General features: G+C 29.7%; 25 protein-coding genes and 1 other RNA gene. 8 read left to right on the top strand and 18 right to left on the bottom strand.

Going from position 1 to position 24,996, the window contains the following annotated elements; all coding sequences use genetic code 11:
• Nucleotides 1–342 precede the first annotated feature (342 nt).
• From Q0H31_RS03145 to Q0H31_RS03185, 9 genes are all read right to left on the bottom strand, one after another.
• Nucleotides 343–882: an ankyrin repeat domain-containing protein gene (locus Q0H31_RS03145; protein WP_295295735.1), complete on the bottom strand. Its 540-nt coding sequence runs from the start codon at nt 880–882 to the stop codon at nt 343–345.
• Between the two features lie 13 nt (nt 883–895).
• Complete coding sequence (locus Q0H31_RS03150; RefSeq protein WP_295295736.1) at nt 896–1,666, bottom strand: hypothetical protein; 771 nt, start codon at nt 1,664–1,666, stop codon at nt 896–898.
• 27 nt (nt 1,667–1,693) lie between these two features.
• Nucleotides 1,694–2,053, bottom strand: a complete 360-nt coding sequence (gene fliE / locus Q0H31_RS03155) for a flagellar hook-basal body complex protein FliE (RefSeq protein WP_295295737.1) — start codon at nt 2,051–2,053, stop codon at nt 1,694–1,696.
• Nucleotides 2,054–2,073: 20 nt separating this feature from the next.
• A complete protein-coding gene (gene flgC, locus Q0H31_RS03160; RefSeq protein WP_013244300.1) occupies nt 2,074–2,535 on the bottom strand; it encodes a flagellar basal body rod protein FlgC in 462 nt (153 codons plus the stop codon).
• Between the two features lie 30 nt (nt 2,536–2,565).
• Complete coding sequence (gene flgB, locus Q0H31_RS03165) at nt 2,566–2,994, bottom strand: flagellar basal body rod protein FlgB (RefSeq protein ID WP_295295738.1); 429 nt, start codon at nt 2,992–2,994, stop codon at nt 2,566–2,568.
• Nucleotides 2,995–3,411: 417 nt separating this feature from the next.
• Nucleotides 3,412–4,605, bottom strand: a complete 1,194-nt coding sequence (locus Q0H31_RS03170; protein WP_295295739.1) for a PLP-dependent aminotransferase family protein — start codon at nt 4,603–4,605, stop codon at nt 3,412–3,414.
• An 85-nt stretch (nt 4,606–4,690) separates the two neighbouring features.
• Nucleotides 4,691–5,212 carry a hypothetical protein gene (locus tag Q0H31_RS03175; RefSeq protein WP_295295740.1) on the bottom strand — a complete coding sequence of 174 codons (522 nt, stop codon included), beginning with the start codon at nt 5,210–5,212 and terminating at the stop codon, nt 4,691–4,693.
• 12 nt (nt 5,213–5,224) lie between these two features.
• Complete coding sequence (locus Q0H31_RS03180; protein WP_295295741.1) at nt 5,225–5,755, bottom strand: hypothetical protein; 531 nt, start codon at nt 5,753–5,755, stop codon at nt 5,225–5,227.
• A gap of 117 nt (nt 5,756–5,872) precedes the next feature.
• Nucleotides 5,873–6,463: a TetR/AcrR family transcriptional regulator C-terminal domain-containing protein gene (locus tag Q0H31_RS03185; protein WP_295295742.1), complete on the bottom strand. Its 591-nt coding sequence runs from the start codon at nt 6,461–6,463 to the stop codon at nt 5,873–5,875.
• 139 nt (nt 6,464–6,602) lie between these two features.
• Between Q0H31_RS03185 and Q0H31_RS03190 the strand changes: the two genes are divergently transcribed.
• From Q0H31_RS03190 to selD, 3 genes are all read left to right on the top strand, one after another.
• Nucleotides 6,603–6,842, top strand: a complete 240-nt coding sequence (locus Q0H31_RS03190; protein WP_295295743.1) for a hypothetical protein — start codon at nt 6,603–6,605, stop codon at nt 6,840–6,842.
• Nucleotides 6,843–7,076: 234 nt separating this feature from the next.
• Nucleotides 7,077–7,322, top strand: coding sequence for a hypothetical protein (locus Q0H31_RS03195; protein WP_295295744.1), 246 nt, complete (start codon nt 7,077–7,079; stop codon nt 7,320–7,322).
• A gap of 185 nt (nt 7,323–7,507) precedes the next feature.
• Nucleotides 7,508–8,575, top strand: coding sequence for a selenide, water dikinase SelD (selD, locus tag Q0H31_RS03200; protein ID WP_295295745.1), 1,068 nt, complete (start codon nt 7,508–7,510; stop codon nt 8,573–8,575).
• Between the two features lie 750 nt (nt 8,576–9,325).
• On the opposite strand, the gene gdhA is transcribed toward selD, so the two are convergent.
• From gdhA to Q0H31_RS03215, 3 genes are all read right to left on the bottom strand, one after another.
• Nucleotides 9,326–10,675 (bottom strand): NADP-specific glutamate dehydrogenase, encoded by a 1,350-nt coding sequence (gdhA, locus tag Q0H31_RS03205; RefSeq protein ID WP_295295746.1) that lies wholly within the window; start codon nt 10,673–10,675, stop codon nt 9,326–9,328.
• A 154-nt stretch (nt 10,676–10,829) separates the two neighbouring features.
• A complete protein-coding gene (locus Q0H31_RS03210) occupies nt 10,830–11,504 on the bottom strand; it encodes an ABC transporter ATP-binding protein (RefSeq protein ID WP_295295747.1) in 675 nt (224 codons plus the stop codon).
• Entirely contained in the window at nt 11,501–12,064 is a 564-nt protein-coding gene (locus tag Q0H31_RS03215; RefSeq protein WP_295295748.1) for a hypothetical protein, read from the bottom strand. Before Q0H31_RS03215 ends, Q0H31_RS03210 begins: the two co-directional genes overlap by 4 nt.
• Nucleotides 12,065–12,308: 244 nt before the next feature.
• Here Q0H31_RS03215 and Q0H31_RS03220 point away from each other — a divergent pair, with 244 nt between their 5' ends.
• The 3 genes from Q0H31_RS03220 (at nt 12,309) to Q0H31_RS03230 (ending at nt 16,041) form a co-directional block, all read left to right on the top strand.
• Nucleotides 12,309–13,289: a beta-ketoacyl-ACP synthase III gene (locus Q0H31_RS03220; RefSeq protein WP_295295749.1), complete on the top strand. Its 981-nt coding sequence runs from the start codon at nt 12,309–12,311 to the stop codon at nt 13,287–13,289.
• Between the two features lie 16 nt (nt 13,290–13,305).
• Nucleotides 13,306–13,719, top strand: coding sequence for a C-GCAxxG-C-C family protein (locus Q0H31_RS03225; protein WP_295295750.1), 414 nt, complete (start codon nt 13,306–13,308; stop codon nt 13,717–13,719).
• A 321-nt stretch (nt 13,720–14,040) separates the two neighbouring features.
• Nucleotides 14,041–16,041 carry an ATP-dependent helicase gene (locus Q0H31_RS03230; protein ID WP_295295751.1) on the top strand — a complete coding sequence of 667 codons (2,001 nt, stop codon included), beginning with the start codon at nt 14,041–14,043 and terminating at the stop codon, nt 16,039–16,041.
• Between the two features lie 53 nt (nt 16,042–16,094).
• On the opposite strand, the gene Q0H31_RS03235 is transcribed toward Q0H31_RS03230, so the two are convergent.
• Nucleotides 16,095–16,835, bottom strand: coding sequence for a DNA methyltransferase (locus Q0H31_RS03235; RefSeq protein ID WP_295295752.1), 741 nt, complete (start codon nt 16,833–16,835; stop codon nt 16,095–16,097).
• Nucleotides 16,836–17,008: 173 nt separating this feature from the next.
• Between Q0H31_RS03235 and Q0H31_RS03240 the strand changes: the two genes are divergently transcribed.
• Nucleotides 17,009–18,184, top strand: a complete 1,176-nt coding sequence (locus Q0H31_RS03240) for a dicarboxylate/amino acid:cation symporter (RefSeq protein WP_295295753.1) — start codon at nt 17,009–17,011, stop codon at nt 18,182–18,184.
• A gap of 383 nt (nt 18,185–18,567) precedes the next feature.
• Here Q0H31_RS03240 and Q0H31_RS03245 read toward each other — a convergent pair whose 3' ends face one another.
• The 4 genes from Q0H31_RS03245 to Q0H31_RS03260 all read right to left on the bottom strand — a co-directional run bounded on the left by Q0H31_RS03245 (nt 18,568) and on the right by Q0H31_RS03260 (nt 23,443).
• Complete coding sequence (locus tag Q0H31_RS03245; protein WP_295295754.1) at nt 18,568–19,752, bottom strand: cation:dicarboxylase symporter family transporter; 1,185 nt, start codon at nt 19,750–19,752, stop codon at nt 18,568–18,570.
• Nucleotides 19,753–19,960: 208 nt separating this feature from the next.
• Nucleotides 19,961–22,054, bottom strand: coding sequence for an ATP-dependent zinc metalloprotease FtsH (ftsH, locus tag Q0H31_RS03250; protein WP_295295755.1), 2,094 nt, complete (start codon nt 22,052–22,054; stop codon nt 19,961–19,963).
• A 34-nt stretch (nt 22,055–22,088) separates the two neighbouring features.
• A complete protein-coding gene (locus tag Q0H31_RS03255) occupies nt 22,089–22,772 on the bottom strand; it encodes an NlpC/P60 family protein (protein WP_295295756.1) in 684 nt (227 codons plus the stop codon).
• Between the two features lie 116 nt (nt 22,773–22,888).
• Nucleotides 22,889–23,443, bottom strand: coding sequence for a DUF4390 domain-containing protein (locus Q0H31_RS03260; protein WP_295295757.1), 555 nt, complete (start codon nt 23,441–23,443; stop codon nt 22,889–22,891).
• Between the two features lie 98 nt (nt 23,444–23,541).
• Between Q0H31_RS03260 and ssrA the strand changes: the two genes are divergently transcribed.
• Nucleotides 23,542–23,894: a transfer-messenger RNA gene (gene ssrA / locus Q0H31_RS03265) on the top strand.
• 15 nt (nt 23,895–23,909) lie between these two features.
• On the opposite strand, the gene Q0H31_RS03270 is transcribed toward ssrA, so the two are convergent.
• Nucleotides 23,910–24,404: a GNAT family N-acetyltransferase gene (locus Q0H31_RS03270; protein ID WP_295295758.1), complete on the bottom strand. Its 495-nt coding sequence runs from the start codon at nt 24,402–24,404 to the stop codon at nt 23,910–23,912.
• Nucleotides 24,405–24,996 lie beyond the last annotated feature (592 nt).

Here is a 24,996-nt window from a genome sequence, read left to right on the forward strand (position 1 = left end):
TGCTACGGGAAAAAGTTGAATAAAAAACTCATATAAAAAATATAATTATTTTAAAATATTTAAGTTTTTTATTTGTGGCGGCATTGCCCCCTGCGAAACGTGCCCATATGGTACACGCCACTAGTTCTTCTGTTGCCACAAAGAAGCAAAAGGATTGCATTAAAAAAACTATCTTTTAAGCATATCCAAAAATACAAATATTATTTTATACCAATACATATTCCAACATACAAATTGTACTTTTTGCAACTTTTTGACGAAATCCGCACCGTGTAATCTGTGGGGAAAAGAATAACAAAAAATTAATAAAATATAGTTTTTTTAATATATTAAAAAATAGCTCTAATCCGCTTTGCTTTCTAAATAATTGTATATATCTTCAAACCCCTCAAACTCTGCTATGTCTATTGGTTTTAATGAAAGATTGTCTTTAATGTTAATATCCGCCCCTAACTCTACAAGCGATACTACAGCTTCATACTTTCCATATTGTGCTGCTAAATGCAAAGCTGTTCTTCCGTCATTGTCTTTTTCGTTAATATTATCAATTTGCTTTGCAATGTCTTTTATAATATCACTATCCCCATAAAACACAGCATACATCAAAATGTTTCTGCCGTTACTGTCTTTTAATGTATAATCAATTTTTTTTCTGTTGTCTAATATTATTTTTTTTATTTCGTTTTTGTTTGAATTATTATCAGATAAAAGATGCATCAAAACTGTAAGACCTTCATTATCTTTTTTGTTTATATCAAAAGAAGAAGACTTTTTTAAATTATAAAACATAAATAATAAATAACATAACACAGCTATTAAAATTATAAAGCCAATATTATAGTATGTTTTTTTATTTCGTTTAACTTTCTTTTTATTTTTCATTATATTATCCAAATTATAAAGAAAATATATCTTTTATTATATAAACAAAATCTTGTTTTGGAAACTTTTGAATTGTTATAATATCTTCTACTTTTTCTGCATAATACAATTTATTTTCTGAAGGCATATAAGAAACTGAAAATATTTGTGCATTAGAGTTAAGAAGCTTTTCTTTAGTGTAGCCTTCTTTTGATATATTAATTATTCTCTCAGAAATATTATCTCCAAAGAAAATAAATACAGCATGATTATATAGCTTTGCTTTTAATATTTTTTGTTTCTCATTTTCTGTTTTAAATAATTTTTGATTATCATCTATATATAAATCTAATATTTCATTTAATTCGTTTTTTACAGTTGTAAGGACTGCTTCTGTATCTTTATCTATATCCAAAAGTAAAAAATAGTAGGCATATATTGTTATAGATTTTTTATTTTTTACAACATCTATATTAATAAAAACCCTCGAAGAGTTTATAGAATACATACTATATCCAAAATATTTGAGTCTTTCTATAATATGCTCTTTTGTAACATTTGTTTTTATATTATGTTCTAATATTGAATTGTATCTAATAAAGTTTAAATATCTCTTATTGATGTTTGATATATATAAATAAGCAAAAATTATTGTTATTATTTCTAATGCTATTAAAATTACAGTGATATATATTTTATTGTTGTTATAAATAGATAAGAATATTAAGTTGGCAAACGCTATGGCGATTAAACCATAAACGCTTGCCCTTAATAACTCTTTTTTGAAGGAGAACTTTTTTTCCATTATTTGTTTAATTAAAAAAATTATTTATTATCTATATGAAGTTACTTCCTGATAAGCTCTTACAGCTCTATCAACTACAGCTTTAGTAAAACTGAGTGATAATTCAGCCTCAGCAATAGCGTTTATTACATCAGAAACATCAACCTGATCAGGTCTAATTCCAGCTTGAACTATAATATTATCTTTCTCAACTTGCTTTTGATTAACAGATTCTATTGCATCGCTAAGCATAGTACCAAAATTGCTTATCAAATCATTGTTAGAACCTCTTCTCAACATCTGAGCTGGTCCATAATGACGAGGGTCTGTAGTCTTTAATACAAATCCATAATTATCACCAACATTACCTGTTTTAGAATAAGCACTCATTACGCTGTTAATATCCATAAAAATATCCTTATATATAATTAATATCTAATAATATTCAAAGCACTTCCAAACATAGTTTTAGCAGATTGAATCATAGTAGAGTTAGCCTCATAAGCCCTTGAAGCCTCCATCATATCAACCATCTCTGTAACAGGATTAACATTAGGCATCTCTACATATCCAGCCTTCTCACCATACTTAATAGCATCTGGGTGTGAAGGGTCATAAACAAATCTTGTAGCAGTTTCCATATCTTTCTCTATGCTGAATACTCTTACACCTGTACCAACATTAGGCTGCAAAGCTTCTGGTAAAAAAGGGCTTCTATATTTATTGCCGTCATCTCTTGGCTTAAATACTACTCTGCTTCTTCTAAAAGCTCCGCCCTCTGTAGTGCGTGTTGTATTAACATTAGCTATGTTGTCTGCTATTACATCAAGTCTTGTTCTTTGTGCAGTTAGACCGCTTCCAGATGTATTAATTATTGAAAATATTCCCATTTACTCACTCCTTAAAATGACTAACAATATTTAAGCATTGCCTATCATTCTTCTAATATCTCTATATTGAGCATTCACTATTTGTGAAAACATTTGATAGCGTAAAGTGTTTTTAGCCTCTTCAGCCATCTCTTTATCTATATCAACATTGTTTTTATCGTTTCTGTAGTTTGTATCATAATCTACTGTAATAGTAGGAGATACTTCGCTATAATCCATAGGCATATTAAAAGGAAAATGTCTTGGGTCTGTTCTTTTTGCTTCCATGCCGTCATATTTCTCGCTGTCTAAAGCTCTTGCTAATTGATATTCAAAAGTAACATCGCTTCTTTTAAAATTTGGTGTAGAAACATTGGCTATATTGTCTGCTATCACTTCTGCTCTAAGCCCATAAACATTTAACAGCTTTTTAGCAATAGTCATAGTTTTGGCATATGTTGTATCTGCAAACATGCTCATAATTATAATCCTAATAAAATAATACTTATGTTAAGTTTCGGTTTAATAAAAAAAGGCTTTAGCAATTTTTTAGCATTATTTTAATTAAAAATATTTTTAATTTTATTCAACTTTTTCCCGCCGCAAAAAGTTGCAAAAAGTGCAAATGTTATAACTTTATATGTTTGGAATATATAAATCTAAAATAATATTTATATTTTGTTATATATAAAAAGCTATACTTCATAAAAATGCAGTCCTTTTGCTTCTTTGGGCCACCAAAAGAAGTGGGGGTACGGGGGCTAGCCCCCGAGAATAAAAAACATAAAAATATTTTTTGACAGACTTAAAAATTTTTTAATATATATTACATTTACTTTAAAACAAAACAGGCGGCTTCATCGCCGCCCTTTAAATATATTATAATAATAAGGAAAATTATTGAGATTTTTTCATGTCTTCTATTACTTTTGCAAGTATTGATATACCTTTATCTATATTCTCAAAAGAAGAGTTAGTATAATTCAATCTAAAAGTACCCTCTCCTCTTTTTCTCTCATAGAAAGGTTCTCCGGCTGTAACTGCAACTCCTGCCTCTGCCGCTCTTTTACCCAATTCTATAGCATCTAAACCTTTAGGCAATGTAGCCCATATAAACATACCGCCTTCTGGGTGAGTCCAATGCATATCTTTAGGCATGTATTTATCTAAGCATTCAAGCATACAATTACATTGCTTGCCGTATAAATCTATAATAGTTTTTATATGCTCATCATAATCATTATCTTTTAAATATTCAGCAACAACCATCTGAGAAAATATGTTAGTATGCATATCTACAAGCTGTTTATACTCTTTCATTTTTGTAACAAGCTCTTTTACAGGCGAAGCAATCCAGCCCAATCTTAAACCAGGTGCTACTGTTTTTGAGAAAGTACCAAGAAGTATAGCCTGTTCACCTAATAATTTACCGAAAGAATTTTGATGCTCGCCTTTAAATCTTAACTCTCCATAAGGGTTATCTTCTACCAAGAAAGTATCGCTCTTTTTTATTATATTAGCTATCTTTTCTCTAACTTCATTAGTATATGTTATTCCTGTTGGGTTTTGAAAAGTAGAAATAGAATAAAAGAATTTAGGGTTATATTTTTCTATTACATTTTTAACCTCTTCAACATCAGCCCCATCTTCTTTAAGATTTACCGTTTGAATATTTGCATTATATAAGTGAAAAGTTTGAAGTGCTGCCAAATATGAAGGGTCTTCAAGCATAATATTATCCCCTGCATCAACTAATACAGAAGCTATAATATCCAAAGCCTGCTGAGAACCATTTGTAATAACAATATCACTAGCCTCAACATTAACTCCTCTCTTTTTATACCTGTTGGCGATAAACTCTCTCAAAGGCAAATAACCATCAACACTGTTATACTGTAAAGCACCAGCTCCATTATTCGATAAAACCTTAATACAAGCCTCTTTTACAGCCTCCACTGGAAATGATGAAGGATTAGGAAGTCCGCCTGCAAATGATATTAAATTACCCTTCGCAGCAACTTCTAACATCATCTTAACAAAATCGCCTTGAAAATCTTCTTGCAATGCTCTTTTAGATAATCTTAATTTCATATTTAAATCCATAAATAAATTTTTTTTATTATACAATACTATTAACAATAATGCTATAGCAATACAATAAAAAAACTTTATTTTTTTATATTTTAACAATATCCCCTATTAAAACTTTTTTCTCCCAATTTATATCGTTTTCTCTCGGAGCAGGAAAAGTTTTCCAATTAACTTTTTTATTTGCCGCCCACACTTCTTTAGATTCAAAAACCCCATTATTCTTCATCCAATCATTAAGCTTTTTATAATATGATGCCTTATAAGCATAAGTGTAATAAAGTTTATCATTCTCTACAATATATCCTTCCATAAAAGTAACTTTGATAGAACCATAAGCAGAAAATACAAGCATAAATTTATTAATAAAATCAGTATTACTATAAACAGCCATCTTATTATTTTTAGCTTTTATCAGAGCAAGTTTTTTTTTATTATCTATAACAATAGAACCATCTTCCTGAAAAACATATTTTTTTTCAGCATTTACAACTCTATTTTTAACAGACCTAATCCAATCTCCATCATAAGATATAACTCTATTATTAGTAATAAAAAATAGAACAGCGATAACAGCAACTATTACAGCTATAATAAATATATATTGCACCCTGCTAAAACCTTAATATAATTCTCCGGCATAAGAACCTTCAGCCCAGTTAACATCTTCAGGCTGCGGTATAGGGTATTCTGTCCATTTAGCATCTTGTTTTGCAACTTTCATATCATTGCTCAATGTAATATTATTATCTTCCCATTTCTTTAATTTTGCTTTATAACTATCTATGTAATTTAAATATCTAGTTAATTTAGAACCATTTAAAGCATATCCTTCAACTAATACCACTCCAAGACTAGGAGCACTTTGATAGAAATGACTTAAAGGCACCTGATGTGTATAATAAACTTGAGAGTCTGATCTAGCACCCAAAAAGTGATATTCTTTTATCAATAAAAAAGGACTTCTTCCAGAAACTAATACTAAATTTCCGCCCGGTATTCCCTCATATAAAGCCCCTTGCATATCTATAGTTTTTCTGTTAATAAAATTAATCCAGTTTTGTGAATACTCACTATCTTTAGTAATATTTTGAGCATTCAATAAACTAAAGAAACTAATAGATAATAATAAAGAAAATAATACTCTTCTCATAACAATACTCCATAATATACTCATACTAATAAAAATAAATAAAATTAATAAAAGTAAAAATATTATGTAAATATTATCGTAAATTATTTGTTTATTTATTAAAAAATATATGAATTATTAATATATAAATATTCTTTGCATAATAATATCAGATATACATTCAGCAAGTTCATGAGGCTTAATATTGCAATCATTCAAAATCCATTCGCTAATTACAGTAATAAAAGCACCAGAATAAAAAGCTCCTATTACATTAAATAAATAATCTTTATCAGGCTTTGCAAGCTTCATATCTTTTACGCCCTCTATAACATAATCTTCTAAATACTTCTGCAATATTTTTGTAATGCTATTATCTTTATTGTTTTGAAAAATAATTTTTAAATATTTTCTATTAAAATAAAAATACTGCAAAATTTTTATCATTATATCTATGTGAAAGTCTTTTAATTTATCTTCTATTTTGTATCTTTGCAAATCTTCTAAAAACTTTGCTTCATACTCATCTAATTTTGATTTTAAAAGTTCGTATTTATCATTAAAATAAGTATAAAAAGTGCTTCTATGCATTTTTGCCTTTTGACATATATCTATTACTCTAATCTCTTCAAAAGGTTTTTCTTCAAGCAAAGAAGCTAAAGCATCTTCTAATATCTTTTTAGTTTTATTAACTTTTGAAGTTGACTTATTATGGTGAGGATCCTTCATACACATACCCGCAATACAAATTATTTTTTACTATTATATTATAAATCTAAATAATGTAAACTTTTAAATTAAAAAATATCAATATTTTATTATAACAATTTTTTAAGGTTATAAAAATATAGAGTTTAAAAAATAATTTATGAAAAATATAATATTAATTTTGACATGCTTTTTAGCATCATCCTGTTCCTCCCCAAACAACCCAAATTATAAAGGAACCTACTCAAGCAAATACGGTAAATTATATTTAAATAACGGCAATATATTATGCTATGAGCTTGGAGTAAATACTGCATCAAATGAAGCAGAAATATACAATGCTAAAATAGTTTTTGATGTAAGTGAAGATAAAATTATCGTAAAAATAAGTCAAAGCTGAGAAATAAAAGAAACATTTGAAGCAAATAAAATATCTGATACTATAGACTATAAAGATTATAAAGATTATACAAATGGCACTTATAATCCGCCTACTTCATTCAAAGAAGAAGATTATGCATTATACATATATGATTCTTTAATACCTCAAAATGGAAAATATTACAGAGAGTTATTAAATGAATATAGAGCTTATTTTCCAAATTATGGAGAGTATATACCAAGAACTGTAAGGGTGGGATACTATAAAACTGATGTCGGATATAAAGCTTATATATTAAATGACCATAATATAGGAAACGGTCCGGGCTCTGCAAGAAGAGATTATAGAATATTTTTTACGCATTCTGTTTTAGCTATATCTGATTTAATAAATGGAGATGTTCCAGCATTTGCCGTATACAATCCAACAGAAGTTCAAAAGATAGTAACAAAATTATCGGAGATTTATATGATATTTCCAGAAGATGGTAAAAAATAAATTATTTTTATTGTGTATTAAAAATAATTTTAGCTTTCTAATTAATTTATTTATGCATAAGTTTATATAATAATTTTTTTTATGAATTAATTTATATATATACTAAAAAAACCTTAATTGACATTTTTAATCGTTTAAATATAATTATAAATAATTAACTATTTTTAGAGGATACAATATTATTTATGAAAGATATTGAAAACAATAATGAAGAAAAAATTGAATTATTATCATGTGCTTTAGAGGGCGGCTGTTCTGCCAAAATTCCGCCTGATTTGCTTGAAAAGACATTATCACCTATATTAAAAACAAAAGTAGATTCTAATCTATTATCTGATGTTGATATAGGAGATGATGCTGGAGTTTATAAGATTTCAGAGGATAATGCTATTATATTTACAGTAGATTTTTTTCCTCCTGTTGTTGCAGACCCTTATTTATTTGGAGAGATTGCTGCTTGTAACTCTATAAGCGATATATATGCTATGGGAGGCGAGCCGAAATTAGCTTTAAATATTACAATGTATCCAAAAGAAAACTCTCTTAATACTCTTGCTACAATATTAAAAGGCGGACAGGATAAAGCTACAGAAGCAGGCGTATTGGTTGTAGGCGGGCATACTATCACAGATACAGCAATTAAATATGGTATGGCTGTTATTGGTTTTGCTAATCCTAATAATATTACTACAAACTCCGCTGCTAAAGATGGAGATATTATAATACTTACAAAGCCTCTTGGTACAGGTGCTTGTTTAGCTGCTATGAGGCAGGGGTTGATAAAAGAAAGTGCTATTACAGATGTATTTAATGCTATGAGTACTTTAAATAAAAAGGCTTGTGCTGTAATGAATAAATATAAGGCAAAATGTGCTACAGATATAACAGGTTTCGGACTTGCTGGTCATGCTTATAAAATGGCTAAAGCTAGTGATGTAACTATAGAGATAAATACATCAGCATTGCCTATGTTTGAGAAGAGCTATGAGGTATTGGATATGGGCTGTATACCTGGAGCTGCTTTTACAAATATGCGTTATGTTGGTGAGAATATTTTAGTTGATGAGAATGTGTATTATAGCTTAAAGATGCTTACTTTTGACCCTCAGACTGCTGGCGGATTATTTATATGTGTAGATAAGGCTAATGCTGAGAATATGCTTGCTGATTTATGGCGTGAGGGCATAGACTGTGCGGCTATTGTTGGAAGGGTAACTAAAAAGAATAGAGAATATATACATCTTACTAAATAATAAATTTTGGTATATTCTAAACAACTATATTTTAGCCAAAATAAAGATTTATATTATTTAATACATATTGACTACATATAAGACTTAAATATTTGTACTTTTGCGAAACGTGCCCGTAGGGCGAAAACTTTGACGAAGTCCGCACAGCGACTGAAAGGAGTCCTTCAGGGGACCGAAGGAAGTGCCTGTGGGTGCGAAGGTGGAAAAAATAACAATATAATTTTTATGTTTTTTTATTTGTGGTGGCTTTGCCCCCTGCTAAGCGTGCCCTTAGGGTACACACCCCCAGTTCTTTTATTGGTATAAAAGAACCAAAAGAACTGCATTAAAAAAAACTAGCTTTTAAGCATATCCAAAATCATATATTATTTTATATTAATACATATTCCAACATATAAATTGCACTTTTTGGTTCTTTTTGCGGCGGGAAAAAGAACAATATAAATTTTATAATTTAATTGTACATTAAAATGCACTTCCCCGCACGATTAAGAAGTTATAACTAAAGCATAGCATTACCGTGCGGAAAACTCATATGGCGAATACTTCAAAGAAAAAAATAATTGTGAATAAAAAAGCAATACCACCCGCACGCCTAAAGGGCTATGATTAAAACAGAGTATTGTCGTGCGGCAAGCCGCTACGGCGAGTAGTGGTACAGCTCGTACGCGGGAAAAAGTTGAATAAAAAACTTACTATATAAAAAACAAGGGGCTTTTAAAGCCCCTTATTTGTTTAACTATTAAATAATTATATTAACCCAAAAGGAATCATAGTTTCAGCAACTTTTACAAATCCTGCTATATTAGCACCTTTCAAATAATTGCCTTTAAATCCATATTCCTCTGCTGTTGCATAGCAAGTGTTATGAATATTAGTCATTATGTTTTTTAGTTTACCATCTGTATATTCAAAATCCCAACTATCTCTGCTTGCATTTTGCTGCATCTCTAAAGCAGAAGTAGCAACTCCTCCAGCATTAGTAGCCTTTCCAGGAGCATATAATATATTAGCATTCAAAAATACATCTATAGCCTCTGGTGTAGCAGGCATATTAGCTCCCTCAGCCACACATTTACAGCCGTTTTTTACAAGTGTTTTAGCATTATCAGCATTAATTTCGTTTTGTGTAGCACAAGGCAAAGCAACATCGCAAGCAATATCCCATATGCAGCCATTTTCTTGATATTTAGCACTTTTATGTATATCAGCATATTCTTTTATTCTTTTTCTCTCTACTTCTTTCAAACGTTTTACAGTATCTAAGTTTATTCCGTTTTCATCATACAATACGCCATTAGAATCTGAACAAGCTATAACTTTTGCTCCCAACTGAGAAGCCTTTTCCATAGCATATATAGCAACATTACCAGAACCAGATACAATAACTTTCTTACCCTCAAAACTTTCATTTTTTGTTTTTAGCATAAGTTCAGTGAAATATACAAGTCCGTAACCAGTAGCTTCAGTACGAACTAAAGAACCGCCGTAACCTAAGCCTTTACCAGTCAATACACCTGCCTCAAATCTATTTTTAAGTCTTTTATATTGACCAAATAAATATCCAATCTCTCTTCCGCCAACTCCTATGTCCCCTGCTGGTACATCAATATCATAACCAATATGTCTGTGAAGCTCTGTCATAAAACTCTGACAAAAACGCATTACTTCATTATCGCTCTTTCCTTTAGGGTCAAAATCAGAACCGCCTTTACCTCCGCCTATTGATAGGCCTGTAAGTGCATTTTTAAATATTTGCTCAAAACTTAAAAATTTGATAATACCTAAATATACAGAAGGGTGAAAACGAAGACCTCCTTTGTATGGACCCATTACACTTGAGAATTGTACTCTAAAACCTCTGTTTATTTGTATTTCTCCTTTGTCGTCCATCCAAGGTACTCTAAATATTATTTGTCTTTCTGGTTCGCATATTCTCTCAATCACTTTCTTTTCTATATATTCTGGGTGCTTATCTAATACTACTTCTAATGTGCTTAACATCTCTTTTACTGCTTGGTGAAACTCTTTTTCTCCAGCATTCTTCTGAACTATTGAACTGTAAATAGACTCAATACTCTCTTTTACTTTTGAAGACATAACACAATCTCCTTTTTTATTATTAAATTTTGAGTAATATTATATAGCTAAACAATATTATTATCAATAGTAATTTGATATTAAAACTATAAAATTATCATAAGAAGTAATATTTTTTTTAAAAATTGGCTTATATTGAATTAAAATTACATAGTTATTTAAGACATCTTACAATCTTGCCGTCAGACATTTCATATACATTTTTAGCATGTGCTGCTATATTATGAGAATGCGTAACCATAATGATTGTAGTTCCTTGATTGTTGAGAGTTGTTAATATTTCCATAAGCAAAGTAGTTGTTTCTGGGTCTAAATCGCTTGTTGGCTCATCTGCTATTAAACATTTACAGCCATAAGCTAAAGCCCTTAATATAGCTACCTTCTTCATTTCACCGCCTGAAAGATGTGCTGCTTTTAAGTGCATTTTATCTTTTAATCCGAATAATTCTATGTTTTCTTTTGTTTGATTTATTTTTTCATCTGTAATTTTATGTTTGAAAGCTAAAGGTATTAAAATATTATCTAACACATTAATTGTAGGTATAATAACAGGGTATTGAAATATATAAGAAAAATATTCTCTTCTAAAGCTTGATAATACTTCTTCTGAAGGGTTATCAATTTTGTAGGAGTCATAATATATAGAGCCGCTTGTAGGTTTCAATATGCCTCCTATTATGCTTAAGAGAGTACTTTTACCACTTCCGGTATGTCCTACAAAGCTAATAAAATCGCCTTGGTTAATATCTAAACTAATATCCTTACAAGCATCTAATTTGTTTACACCTAAAGAAAATGTTTTAGAAATATTAATAATTTTTATATTCATAGCGTTCCTCTCAAATCTTCATAAGGGTCTCTTTTTAGAAGTACAGAATTAGTAATAAAAGCACCAAACATAAATATCAAAAATAACACAACATTAGAACAAAATATAGTAAAAGCATTATTTAATACTTCGGTTCTGTTTATAATAGTTAATATATAAGAACGGTATCTAATATAAATTATAATTATCTCTATGCTTGAAACAATATAAGAGATAAGAGGATATAAAAAACTTAAAGCCAATGAAAGTCTTTTTAAAGATAATTTAGTAGCACCAAATATTCTTAAAGTAGAAAACATACGGCTGTTTTTTGAAAAAATATGAGTTATAGTAATAATAGATATTAATAAAACAACAATAAATAACACAATGAGAAGCGAGTATATTGAAAAAGCCCTAAAAAACGGAATATTTTCGTTTAGAAGTATTTCATATTTCCACATTAAAGCAAAAATAGAAGTAATAGTCATTAACTGCGATATTGCTATAAATATGATAATAGAAAATAAGATATTACCTTTAATAATTTTAAGAGCATAGCCTACTATAGAATTATACACAAGAACACCTCTGCAAGATAATAATTATAAAACTATTAATATATATTATAGTAAAACTTATCGATATAATAGTCAATTACTTTAGTAAATTTGTATACTTATATATAGTAAAAAATTATTTAGAGTGCATTTATAGTAAATTATTTATTAGATAAAACTATATCTTTAATTTTTATTTTAATATATAATCTTTTAATCTATTTTTGATTATTAATTTATTAAGAATGAGAGGGTTAAATCGCTTATGAAAGCTTGTATAAAAAATTTATCATCATATTTGCCGGAAAACGTATTAACCAATTATGATTTAGAAAAAACATTAGATACAAATAATGATTGGATAGTAAGCAGGACTGGCATAGAAGAAAGGAGAATAGCAGACAAAAATGAAAGCTCTGCTAATATGGCTATAAAAGCTGTAAAAAAACTAATAGAAAAAAACGAAAAAATAGATGATGCTGATGCTGTAATAGTGGCTACTTCAACAAAATCATACACATTTCCTTCTACGGCTGGGCTTATACAAAAAGAATTCAATATAAAGAACTCATGTCTTGCTTTTGATATATCTGCTGCTTGTTCCGGATATATATATGCACTCAATACTGCTGCTTCGCTTATAGAGAGCGGAGAATGCAAAAAAGTTTTAATTGTGGCCGCAGAGAAATGCAGTGATATAGTAAATTGGGAAGACAGGTCTACTGCAATACTTTTTGGAGACGGAGTTAGTGCGGCATTAATAGAAGCTAAAGAAGAAAATGAAAGCGGAGTAATAATAGCTACAGATATAGGAAGCGAGCCTAATGATGAGATATTGATAGTTAAAGGCGGAGGAAGTGCTAAGCCTATCACAGAAAAAAATGTTGATGAAAAACTTAATAGCATAACTATGGAAGGAACAGAGGTTTTTAAAAAGGCTGTTACTACTTTTGATGAGACTATAAGAAAGACTGTAAAAAGTGCCAATTTAGAATTAAGTGATTTATCGCTTATAATAACACATCAGGCTAATACAAGAATAATGAATGCTGTTGCTAAAAAATTAGGTTTTGATGATAGTAGGTTTTATGTGAATATACAAAAATACGGAAACACATCTGCTGCGAGTGTTGGAATAGCATTCAAAGAGGCTTTTGAAAAGAATGCTATTAAAAAGGGCGATTATGTTTTACTTACTGCTTTTGGTGCTGGGCTTACTTGGGGTTCCACTTTAATAAAATTTTAAAAAGTGAATTGTTATTATGACTTTATACGAATATTTATATAATGGATTTGGAAAGAAAGAGGATTTAAATTGTGCAGAAAAAATGCTTTATGGAGCTAATACTGTTTATAATTTAGGCATAGATAAAAGTGATTTAAAGCTTGCTGCTGGTTTTGGCGGCGGTATGGGTTTAGGACTTACTTGCGGAATATTAACAGGGGCTATTATGGCTTTTTCTAAGGCTTTTATTATAGAGAGAGGTCATGAAAGCACTTTTTTAAAAGAGTTGGAATTTGAGTTTGTTAGTAGATTTAAAGAATTAACTTCATACACAGATTGCACTCCTTTGAAAGAAGAATACAGAGACCCTGTAGACGGCTGCGATTATATTATATTTGAAGCGGCAAAAATATTTGACGATATAATGCAGAGATATTACAAAAAAGATTAGAGCTTTTATTATATAGCCAAACGACTATATTTTATAAGTTTATTTTATTCAACTTTTTCCCGCCGCAAAAAGTTGCAAAAAGTGCAAGTATTCTATTTTTATATATGAAAATATACATAAAATAGAATATCATTAATTTGATTAAAAAATGCAGTTCTTCGCGAAGCGTATCCGAAGGATATAAGGTTCTTTTATACCAATACCGAAAGGTACCTACTCGGTAAAAGAACTGGTGGCGTGTACCCTAAGGGCACGCTTCGCAGGGAGAAAGCCACCACAAATAAAAATATAATATATTAAAAAAATTAGAGTTTTATATTTATGGATAATAATAAACAAAATGAGTTACTTAATGGTTTAAACGAAAATCAAAGAGAAGGTGTGCTTCATATAGATAGCCCTCTTCTACTCTTGGCTGGTGCTGGAAGCGGTAAAACTTTAGTTATTACTAAAAAAATAGCATACCTTATAACAGAAAAACACATAAAACCAGAAAATATAATGGGTGTAACTTTTACAAATAAGGCTGCCAATGAAATGAAAGAAAGAGTATGCTCTATGCTTCCAGAAATAAAACCATTTAGGCTATTTATAAGAACATTTCACTCTGCTTGCTTAAGAATATTAAAAGATAATGCTCAATGTTTAAATTATAGAGAAGATTTTCTTATTTTAGACGAGGGCGATAGATTAAGTGTTATAAAAAAAATAATGAAAGAAGAAAACACTCCAAAATCTATAAAGCCCAAAGATGTTTCAAGATATATATCTGCCAAAAAAAATGAAATGAGATATGATATTGGTTTTGAAGAGGAGTATTATAAAAAAGTATACGATAAATATAAAGAATATGAAGTTAAAGAAAATGTAATGGACTTTGACGATTTAATACTCAACACCATAAAACTATTTGAAAAAGAAAAAAACATACTTGAACATTATCAAAAAAGATTCAAATATATTTTAGTTGATGAGTTTCAAGATACTAATTTGCAGCAATACAAATTAATAAAAATGCTCGCTCAAAAAAATAATAAACAAACTCCAGATAATCAATTAACTGTTGTAGGTGATGATGACCAGAGTATATATGCCTTTAGGGGGGCAAATGTATCTAATATATTAAACTTTGAAAATGATTTTGAGAACACTAAAATAATTAGACTTGAAGAAAATTATAGATGCCCGAAAAATGTAGTTGAAGTAGCTTTGAATGTAATAAAAAATAATAGCCATAGGCACACAAAAAATATTTTTTCAAACAAAAAAAGTGATTATAAAATAGAAAATTGGATATGCTATACAGATTATGAAGAGGCAAAATCGGTTGCTAATGAAATAGAGTTATTGTTTGATGAAGGTTTTGATGCAAAAGATATAGTTATTTTGTTTAGAACCAACAGCCAATCAAGGGCTTATGAAAAAGAACTTATGGCTCATTCTATTAATTATAAAATAGTAGGAGGAGTTGGGTTTTATGAGAGAGCAGAGATTAAAGACAGCATTTCTTTTTTAAGGCTTCTTACAGGCTTTAATGATAACTTTAGCATAAGAAGAACTATAAACACTCCAACAAGAGGAATAGGAGAAAAAACTTTTGCTCAGTTTGAAGCATTCGCAGATAAAAAAAATCTCACACTCTATGATGCAATAGACATTATAGAAGAATCAAATATTTCAAAAAAAGCTCTTAACAACATTAAAGAATATAAAAACATATTAGATAAATATTCAAAGAAAATAAATGATGACTCTAAACATATAGAGGCAATATTCTTTGAGTTCTTAAAAGAAATAGATTATTTTTCAATTTTTAAAAGCGACGGCAATATAAGAATAGCAACGGCTGAAGATAATATAAAAGAGCTTTTTAATGCATACTACAGTTATTTAAATTATAATTATGAAAACCCAGAGAGCAGTTTAAACATAAGAGGATTTTTAGAAGAGACAACTCTCTATAAAGACAACAGCAACGAAGATAAAGAAGATGCAATCACGCTCATGACAGCACACAATGCAAAAGGCTTAGAGTTTGAAGTGGTGTTTATAACAGGACTTGAACATGGAGTATTTCCTCATTATTTTTCACTTGAAGAAGAAAACGGCATAGAAGAAGAGAGAAGACTTTTTTATGTGGCAATTACAAGAGCTAAACAAAAACTCTATCTCACATACGCCAAAAGAAGAAGAATAAGCTCAGGCACTATGGAACAAGCTCCTTCATCATTTTTAATGGAGATACCAAAATCTTTATTATATATAAAAGAAAAGGCTAATAGTTATTATATGGAAATAGATGAAGATGCTTTTGATTATTAAGTTTTTAAAAGCAAAAATATAAAGATATTTATAAAAAACTTAAATATATTTAATTAAAAATTCCTTAAATGCACCTTACCGTTTTTATCTATGGTTTTATTACCTTTTTTATACATTATAAAAAGATAATTAAAACCTCTTAAATAATAATTATACTCTATAGCAGATAAATGATAATTACCCTTGCTCAAACTTTTATTATGCCTCACAACCGAAACTATATCTATAGGCATAAAATATTTACTCATAATCTCAAAAAGCTTAAAACCTATAGGCATAAATGGATAATCTTTCTCATAAGAATCTGAAACATATAAAGCCATATATCTATCTTTTTTCATTATTCTAAATATTTCAGTTATAACTTTCTCCATAGCATCATAATACTCATCAGTTTTGGCAGTCAATTTCCCTATACAATTTTTTTCATTAGAATAATTTATATGCGTACTATATGGAGGGTCAATAAAAACAAAATCCACTTTCTCATCTTCTATTGGTATTTTTCTTGCATCGGCTCTAAAAATATCTTTTCTCTCTAAAGCCTTTGGATTGATATCATATCCTAAAGCACGTCTATTAAGCTCTCTTGCCACATCAATAGTTGTGCCGCTTCCTGCCATAGGATCAACTACTAAATCTTTTTCTTTTGTATATCTATTTAATAAATTCCATATTATATATGATGGCGTTGCTCCTATATAATGTTTATGCTTCTCCTCTTCACTTTTTAAATATTGCTGAGAAGGATAATCCCAAAGAGTTGTTGTTTGTAATTCTAACTTTTTCTTCATTATTTTTCTGCTGATAATAAAATTAAATATAATAATTTTAGTATATACTATATATTAGTAAGATACAATATAAAACTCAAAATATATGTGATAATAATTTTTATTAAATCTTATATACATATAAGAAAAAATTACTATACTTATATGTATAAATTATTTTAGGAGAATATTTTATGGAAGAAGCTATCAAAAAAGAAAAAAAAGACTATTTGCTGATAAAACTTTTTATAGGGATAGTTGTAGGAATTCTAATAGGTACATATTCAAATGAAGGTCTCATTAATGTAATACAATCTATAAAATATGTATTAAATCAAGTAATATCATTTATGGTTCCTTTAATAGTGTTAGGATTTATTGCCCCTGCTATAACAAGAATGGGAAACAAGGCTAATAAGATGTTAGGTGTTATGCTTGCTTTAGCTTATTTCTCTTCTGTGGGTGCTGCTTTATTTTCTACTATTGCAGGATATGCAATAATACCTAATTTAAATATAGCTTCTAATGTTGCAGGCGGAAAAGAGTTGCCAGAGATAATATTTAAATTAGATATTAATCCTGTATTTCCAGTAATCACTGCATTATTTTTAGCAATATGCGGAGGTGTGGCAGTTGTAAAAACTAAATCACAGTATTTTGAAAACCTATTGGACGAACTTAATAATATAATACTATTTTTGGTAAATACCGTAGTAGTGCCTATATTGCCATTTTATATTGGAAGCACATTTGCCACTTTAGCTTATGAGGGTACTGTTATTAAAAGTATACCAATATTCTTAATAATCATACTTATAGCAATAGTAGGACACTTTATATGGCTTACATTATTATATACTATAGCTGGTATTGTATCAAAGAAAAATCCTGTAAGGGTATTTAAGCATTATGGACCTGCTTATCTTACTGCTGTTGGTACTATGTCATCTGCTGCTACTTTGCCTGTGGCATTAAAATGTGCAGGAAAATCTGATGCTTTAGATAAAGACATTGTTGACTTTGCTATACCAATGGGCTCTACTATACACTTATGCGGTTCCGTATTAACTGAAACTTTCTTTGTTATGACTATATCTAAAATATTGTATGGAAGTTTGCCTCCAGTTGGAACTATGATTTTATTTATAATATTGCTTGGTATATTTGCTGTAGGTGCTCCAGGTGTTCCAGGAGGTACTGTTGTTGCTTCTTTGGGTATTATTATATCTGTACTTGGCTTTAATGATGATGGTACTGCTTTAATACTTGCTATATTTGCTTTACAAGATAGTTTTGGTACTGCTTGTAATGTTACAGGAGACGGTGCTTTGGCTTTAATACTTCAAGGAATATTTAGAAAGAATAGCTAAATTATTAATTTATAACACAAAAAAGAGGCTTAAATTACAATGAATATTTGAGCCTCTTTTTTATGTATTAAAAATTTTATATAAAACCCCGCCCTCTATATTCATATGCTTTGTTTAGAATATTTAGTTTTTATTAATCTTGTTACTGATTTAAAAAAGCACTCCCGCCCAAGTGTTTTTTAAATTTATAATTGACACACCGCACGGTAAGTAAAATTTCAAATATAATTAAATTAACAATATAATTTTTACAATATACAAGTGATTGTTCACCGTGCGTTAATATAGACTTAAATACATATTAAATATTATATAAATAAAAAAGGGCAGCTCCATTAGAAACCACCCTTCGTATTAATTAATTTGATTATAATTAATTTTGTTTAAGCAACTGACTCTTTTTTAATCTTAGTCTTGTAGAACCAATCAACAAATACAGCAATAGCATTATCTCCAGAAACATTAGCAGCAGTACCAAAAGAGTCTTGAGTTAAGTATAAAGCAATCATCAAACCTTGCAATTCTTCTCCAGTAATACCAATCATATAGAAGAAAGGTAAAGCACTCATAACAGCTCCGCCAGGTGCTCCGGGAGCAGCAACCATAGCTATACCTAACATGAGTATGAAAGGAAGTATTGAACCATAAGTAGGGTTTTGTCCAAGTATAAGTATTACAGCAGTAGAACAGCAAGTTAAAGTAATCATAGAACCGGCTAAGTGTATAGTAGCACAAAGCGGTATAACAAAATTTCTAATCTGCTCGCTGACACCATTTCTTTCAGCAGCTATTAAGCTAACAGGTATAGTAGCAGCACTGCTTTGAGTACCTACAGCAGTGAAATAAGGCGGTATTTGGTTTTTAATGAGCATTAGAGGAGATTTATGCCCTATAATTCCAGATATTATAAATAAAGCAGTGATATAAAGTATATGTAAAGTAATAACAACTGCAAATACTTTACCAAATATTACGAGTATGTGCTGTATACTACCAGCATAAGCTAAATTAGCAAAAGTACCTAAAATGTGTATAGGCAATAAAGGTATTATTATATTTTTAAGAACAGCTTGTATAACCTCTTCAGAATCTCTTACTATAGAAAATAATTCCTCACCTTGTTTCTTAGGTCTTAGCATTGTAATACCAATACCAAGTATAAATGCAAATACTACAGCAGATGTAACGTCAAATAAAGGTTTAAGAGGTATAGAAAAATAACTGTCTAAGCCAGATTCTATTTTTACATTGCTTAAAGCAGCAGCACCCAAAAGAGTAGGAAAAAGATTTGAAGCTACTAAAAAAGCAATACTTCCAGCTAATAATGTAGAACCATAAGATATAGCTACAGTAATTCCAATAAGCTTTGAAGCACCCTCTGTAAGACTGGCAATACCATATCCTATAAAAGCAACTATCATGAGAGGTATAATAAAGTTTAAAAATAAACTAAATATAGAACTGAAAGTTACAAATATTCTTACCACAGGACTAGGAAGATACATGCCAACCAAAATACCTAAAATTATACCAATTATAATTCTAGGCAGCAAACCAATTTTTTTCATTGTAAAACTCCATAAGTAAGTGTTATGACTACAGTATAGAAAATTTTTTTTATGCAATCAATTAATTATTTTACTAAAATTTTTTTTTTAGGTTTTTATGCTTTTATATTATTATATGTGTAATACATTTTTTACATATTATGAATAGTAATAAAAAACTACGATATAAAAACTATACCGTAGTTTTATTCAGCTATTTTATAATTTATTAATCTTCATTTTTCTTTTTTCTATTAGGAGAAGATATTTTTTTATTAATAGAAGAAGTTTTTTTAGAAGATTTTTCGTCTTTAAGAGGTTTTATAGGTGTAGAAAATACTTCATCTTTAACACTCTTTACTTCTCCGTCTTGATATGCTGAAGGGTCTTCGAGTTCATCAGTGCCTCTTTTAGGGTCTTTACCTGCATAAACTAATTTGTCTTTTACTCTGTCAAGTTTAACTTCGCATATTCTTTCAATATCTTCTATGTCAAGAGATTCTTTTTCAAATAATTCTCTAGACAATGCTTCAAACTTATCAGCATTTTCAGCTATTAATTTTTTAGTTCTTTCATAAGCCTTAATAACAAACTTATGCACTTCCTCATCAATTTTTTGAGCAGTTTCTTCACTATAGTCTTTATGACGTGCAATTTCTTTACCCAAGAATATAGGCTGTTCTTTTTGACCGAAAGCAATAGGACCAAGCCTGCTCATACCCCACTCACAAACCATTCTTCTTGCAAGTTCTGTAACTCTTTCTATATCATTGGAAGCACCGGTAGTAACAGAATCTTCCCCAAACTTAAACTCTTCTGCAACACGTCCTCCAAGAAGCAAAGACATTTCATCAATAGCTTTTTTCCTTTGAAGAGTGTATCTTCCATCTGAAGGAAGCGTCCAAGTAGCACCCAAACTTCTTCCGCGAGGTACAATTGTTACCTTATGTAAAGCATCGGTATTTTGAAGGAGAACTGCCATTAAAGTATGACCTGCCTCGTGGTAAGCAGTATTAAGTTTTTCTTTCTCGCTTATAAGAATACTTCTTCTTTCAGGACCCATCATAACCTTATCGCGAGCTTCTTCAAAATCTTTAAGCTCTACTCTCTCTTTATCGTTTCTAGCAGCAATCAAAGCAGCCTCATTAACCATATTAGCAATATCAGCACCAGAAAAACCAGGAGTAGCCCTTGCAAGATGATACAAATCTATAGAAGGGTCATGCTGTATTTTAGCAACATGCACTTTAAATATTCCCTCTCTTCCTTTAACATCAGGCAAATCAACAACAACCTGTCTGTCAAATCTACCCGGACGAAGCAATGCAGGGTCAAGTACATCAGGTCTGTTGGTAGCAGCAAATATAATTATTCTTGTGTCAGTATTAAAGCCGTCCATTTCAACAAGCATTTGGTTTAGAGTTTGCTCTCTTTCATCATGACCGCCGCCGTATCCAGCTCCTCTTGTTCTACCCACAGCATCAAGCTCATCTATAAATATAATACAAGGGGCAGACCTCTTACCTTGTTCAAATAAATCTCTTACCCTTGAAGCACCCACACCTACAAACATCTCAACAAACTCAGAACCAGACATACTAAAGAAAGGTACATTAGCCTCTCCTGCAACAGCCTTAGCAAGCAAAGTTTTACCAGTACCCGGAGGGCCTACCAATAATACTCCCTTTGGTATCTTAGCACCAAGCCTCGTAAATTTGCTGGCGTCTTTCAAAAATTGTACAACCTCTTGAAGCTCTTCTTTAGCCTCTTTACAGCCCTCAACATCTTTGAAAGTTACTTTTACATCTTCTTTTGTTAATAGTCTTGCTCTGCTCTTTCCAAAGTTCATAGCTCTGTTATTTGAACCTTGAACCTGTCTGAACATAAAAAACCAAAGTAAAAATCCTATAGCAAGTATAGGAAGTAAGTTTACAAGTATTATGCTGAAATAACTAGGTTTTTCAGCTTCTCCTCGAACCTTTACATTATTTTCTATAAGGAAATCTGCAAAACCGCTTGCAGTAAAAGGTATATAAGAATAAAAATCTATCTCTGTAATTTTGCCGTTAAGCGTTTCCACTGCCTTACCATTTTTTATATATTGATCAACTATAGTAACTTCTTTAACAACGCCATCTTTTACTTTTTGTACAACAGTAGAATAATCCCATTCCTGAGCCTTAACTTGAGGAGTCTTCTGAAAATACATTATTGCCATTACTACTACCATAGTAAGAAGCAGTATTATAATAATCTGATTTCCGCCCCCGCTTTGAGGAATGTTGTTTCTTCTATTTGAATTCTTTTTTTTATTGTTAGCCATATATTCTCCAAAAAAATCTCTTTATCTATAATATTTATTCTAAAGGTATATCTAAAATAGTACCATAACTATTAAAACATTTTGATGCAAGTGAATCTACGCCTCCTCCTCTTCTAAGATAGCTATTGATAACTTTTCCGTCTTTTCTAGCTAAATCAGGATATTTTAAATTTATATAGCCTTCAACAAGACCTCTGCTTGTAGAAGCATGTACATAAGTTACAGTTCCTTCTTCTTTATCTACAGCAACAACTATTCCAGCATGCGTAAGTTTTTTTGTATCTGATGTTGTTCTATCAAACATCACTATATCGCCAATGTTTGGCATGCCGTTATTGTATATCTTCTTATATTTTGAAAGTGTTGAATATATTGTTTTTACACCGCTTGAATCCATTATCGCCTGCTTTTCAAAAACTGCTATATTAGAACTCCAATAAACTGCGGTTACAAAACCAGAACAATCAAAATTGAATTTTTTCTTCTCTTTTGTAGTTGGATGAGTTAATTCAACTCTTTCATTATATTTATAGTGTTTTTGCAAATAAAAGTTAGCCCACTTCTTTATATCTTCTCTAACTTTATTTTTTTGTTTATCATCTATTTCTACGCCATTTTCATCTAAATATGATTGATAATTCTTATCATAACCATAATTTTGTGCAAATGAATAGCTTGAAAACATTAAAGCAATTAATATACTAATAAAAAAATGCATAATTCCTCTAATTAAAAAATAATTTTATAAAATATTTACAAAAAGTCAAGGTACTTTATTTAATACAAAATCGGATTTTTACCTATAAATAATATAAGAAAATATAAAAATTATTATTACAATTTATTTAAATAAAAATTATCAGACTTTAACCATTTAATTCTATATTGTAACGGGGTAATCATATTAAAAAAGGCGTTTAAATATGGATAAGCATTTTCAAATTGTATTGACAGTCTTGTTTTAAAATAATATTCAGTGTCTATATTTAGGTTATTAGTATTAATAATTTCTATTCTATTTATTTGGCTTGTATTTCTAATTAATTCATAAAAGTTAGTATTTCTTGTTTCAGCCATAGTTTGAGAATTATACATAACATATTCTTTAGTAAAAAAATCATAATATATTCTTCTAAAGAAATGAGCATCTTTTATGCTGTCATCTAACAGTAAATTGTTTTTAAACAAATTAACTCTAAAATTGAATACTGTGATAATGCCGTTGTCTAAATATTTTTTTATATTACTATAAAAATTCATATCATTTCCAACATAAACATTGGCATATAAAGTATTATTATAGATATTTGCACCTGAAAAATGAAGTCTTAATTCATATGGGTATAATTGAAAGCTTATTATAATAAATAATGTTAATACATATTTCATAATTATTTAATTATACTTAAATTAATATAAAAGTAAAGCATACAAAAGAGTTGACTATATAAAAAAAAATATTATAATAATATATATGTTCTTTGAAAGGGGATGCTCCGGCTTCGACTGCGATGGTTGAGTCATATTTTGCATAGCCGTGCTTGGTATATGCACGTAAATATCATACTAAAAATATAAGTGCAGACGAATACGCACTTGCAGCTTAATTGAAGCTGTCACTGGTTTAGTGATTTGTCTATGGGTTGCTTTATCGGTGTCGAAACACATAGAACTTGTATTGGGTGCCGTTTGAGCCTAATATTACGTATACTCAAACTAGCTTTATAGTTTTTCTGCTTGTCTTTTACCTGTAAAGTGAAACTTCAAAGATAAGATATGCTATGTAGACGAATATGGGGCGCTTCGTAGGACGCGGGTTCGAGTCCCGCCATCTCCAATTCTTATAAAAAATAATTTATAATTCACTTTTCTGGAAAGCTATTCTCTCTGCTCCGTTTCTTCTTAATTTTATTATGCCGCATTTTGTAAAACCTTCTTTCTCTAAAAGCCTTTGCATTGGTATATTATCTTTATGTGTATCTACTCTCATATTTTTGCATATATCAAAACAGTATTTCATGCAAAAAGAGCCTACTCCTTTTTGATTTTTTAGAGTTGCTATTCTGTGTATAACTCCGTATTTATTGTTATTAAGCCACTTGCCTTCGTATATTTCATTATAATCTTCTTCAATACCTATAAAAAAACAAAATGTTGCTATGATATTATTATCATCATCTAAGCACACATAACTTTCATTTTTTTGAATGTCTTCTTCTACATCTTCTCTTGATGGATATCCATTAACCCATTGATTTGGATTATTATTTGCTTTCATATATTCTCTGGCATAATCAAATATTTCTAAGAGTTTATTTATATCATTAGCAGTTGTTTTTCTTATAGTCATATTGTATTTTTCTTAATATTTTTGTTTAGATTATTATATATTATAAAGTATAAAATAGTAGATGTATCTTTGTATAAAAAATGCAGTCCTTTTGCTTCTTTGGGTCACACCTCCGGCACTTCCTTTGGTCGCAAAAGAAGTGGGGTGCTACCCTACGGGCACGCTTCGCAGGGGCAAAGCCCTGCAACTAACCAAAATAAAAAAGTAAAAATCTTTAGAATATATTGGAATAATTATTTTATATAATTTTTTATTGTTCTTTTTCCCGCAGCAAAAAGAACCAAAAAGTGCGAGTGTTTTAGCTTTATACGTTTGGAATATCTATAAAGTATAAAATAGTACATGTATATTTGTGTAAAAATGCAGTTCTTTTGGTTCTTTTATACCAATACCGAGTAGGTGCCTATCGGCAAAAGAACTGGGGATACGTGGGCAAAGCAACCACAAACAAAAAACTTAAAAAATATATTTGATAAAATTAAAAGTTTTCAAATATATAATAAGTTTTTTTATTCAACTTTTTCCCGCCGCAAAAAGTTGCAAAAAGTGCAAATACTATAGCTAATATTTTAGGAATATATAATAAGATAAT

Origin of the sequence: uncultured Brachyspira sp. (assembly GCF_934747485.1) — a bacterium.
Classification (GTDB): Bacteria; Spirochaetota; Brachyspiria; order Brachyspirales; family Brachyspiraceae; genus Brachyspira.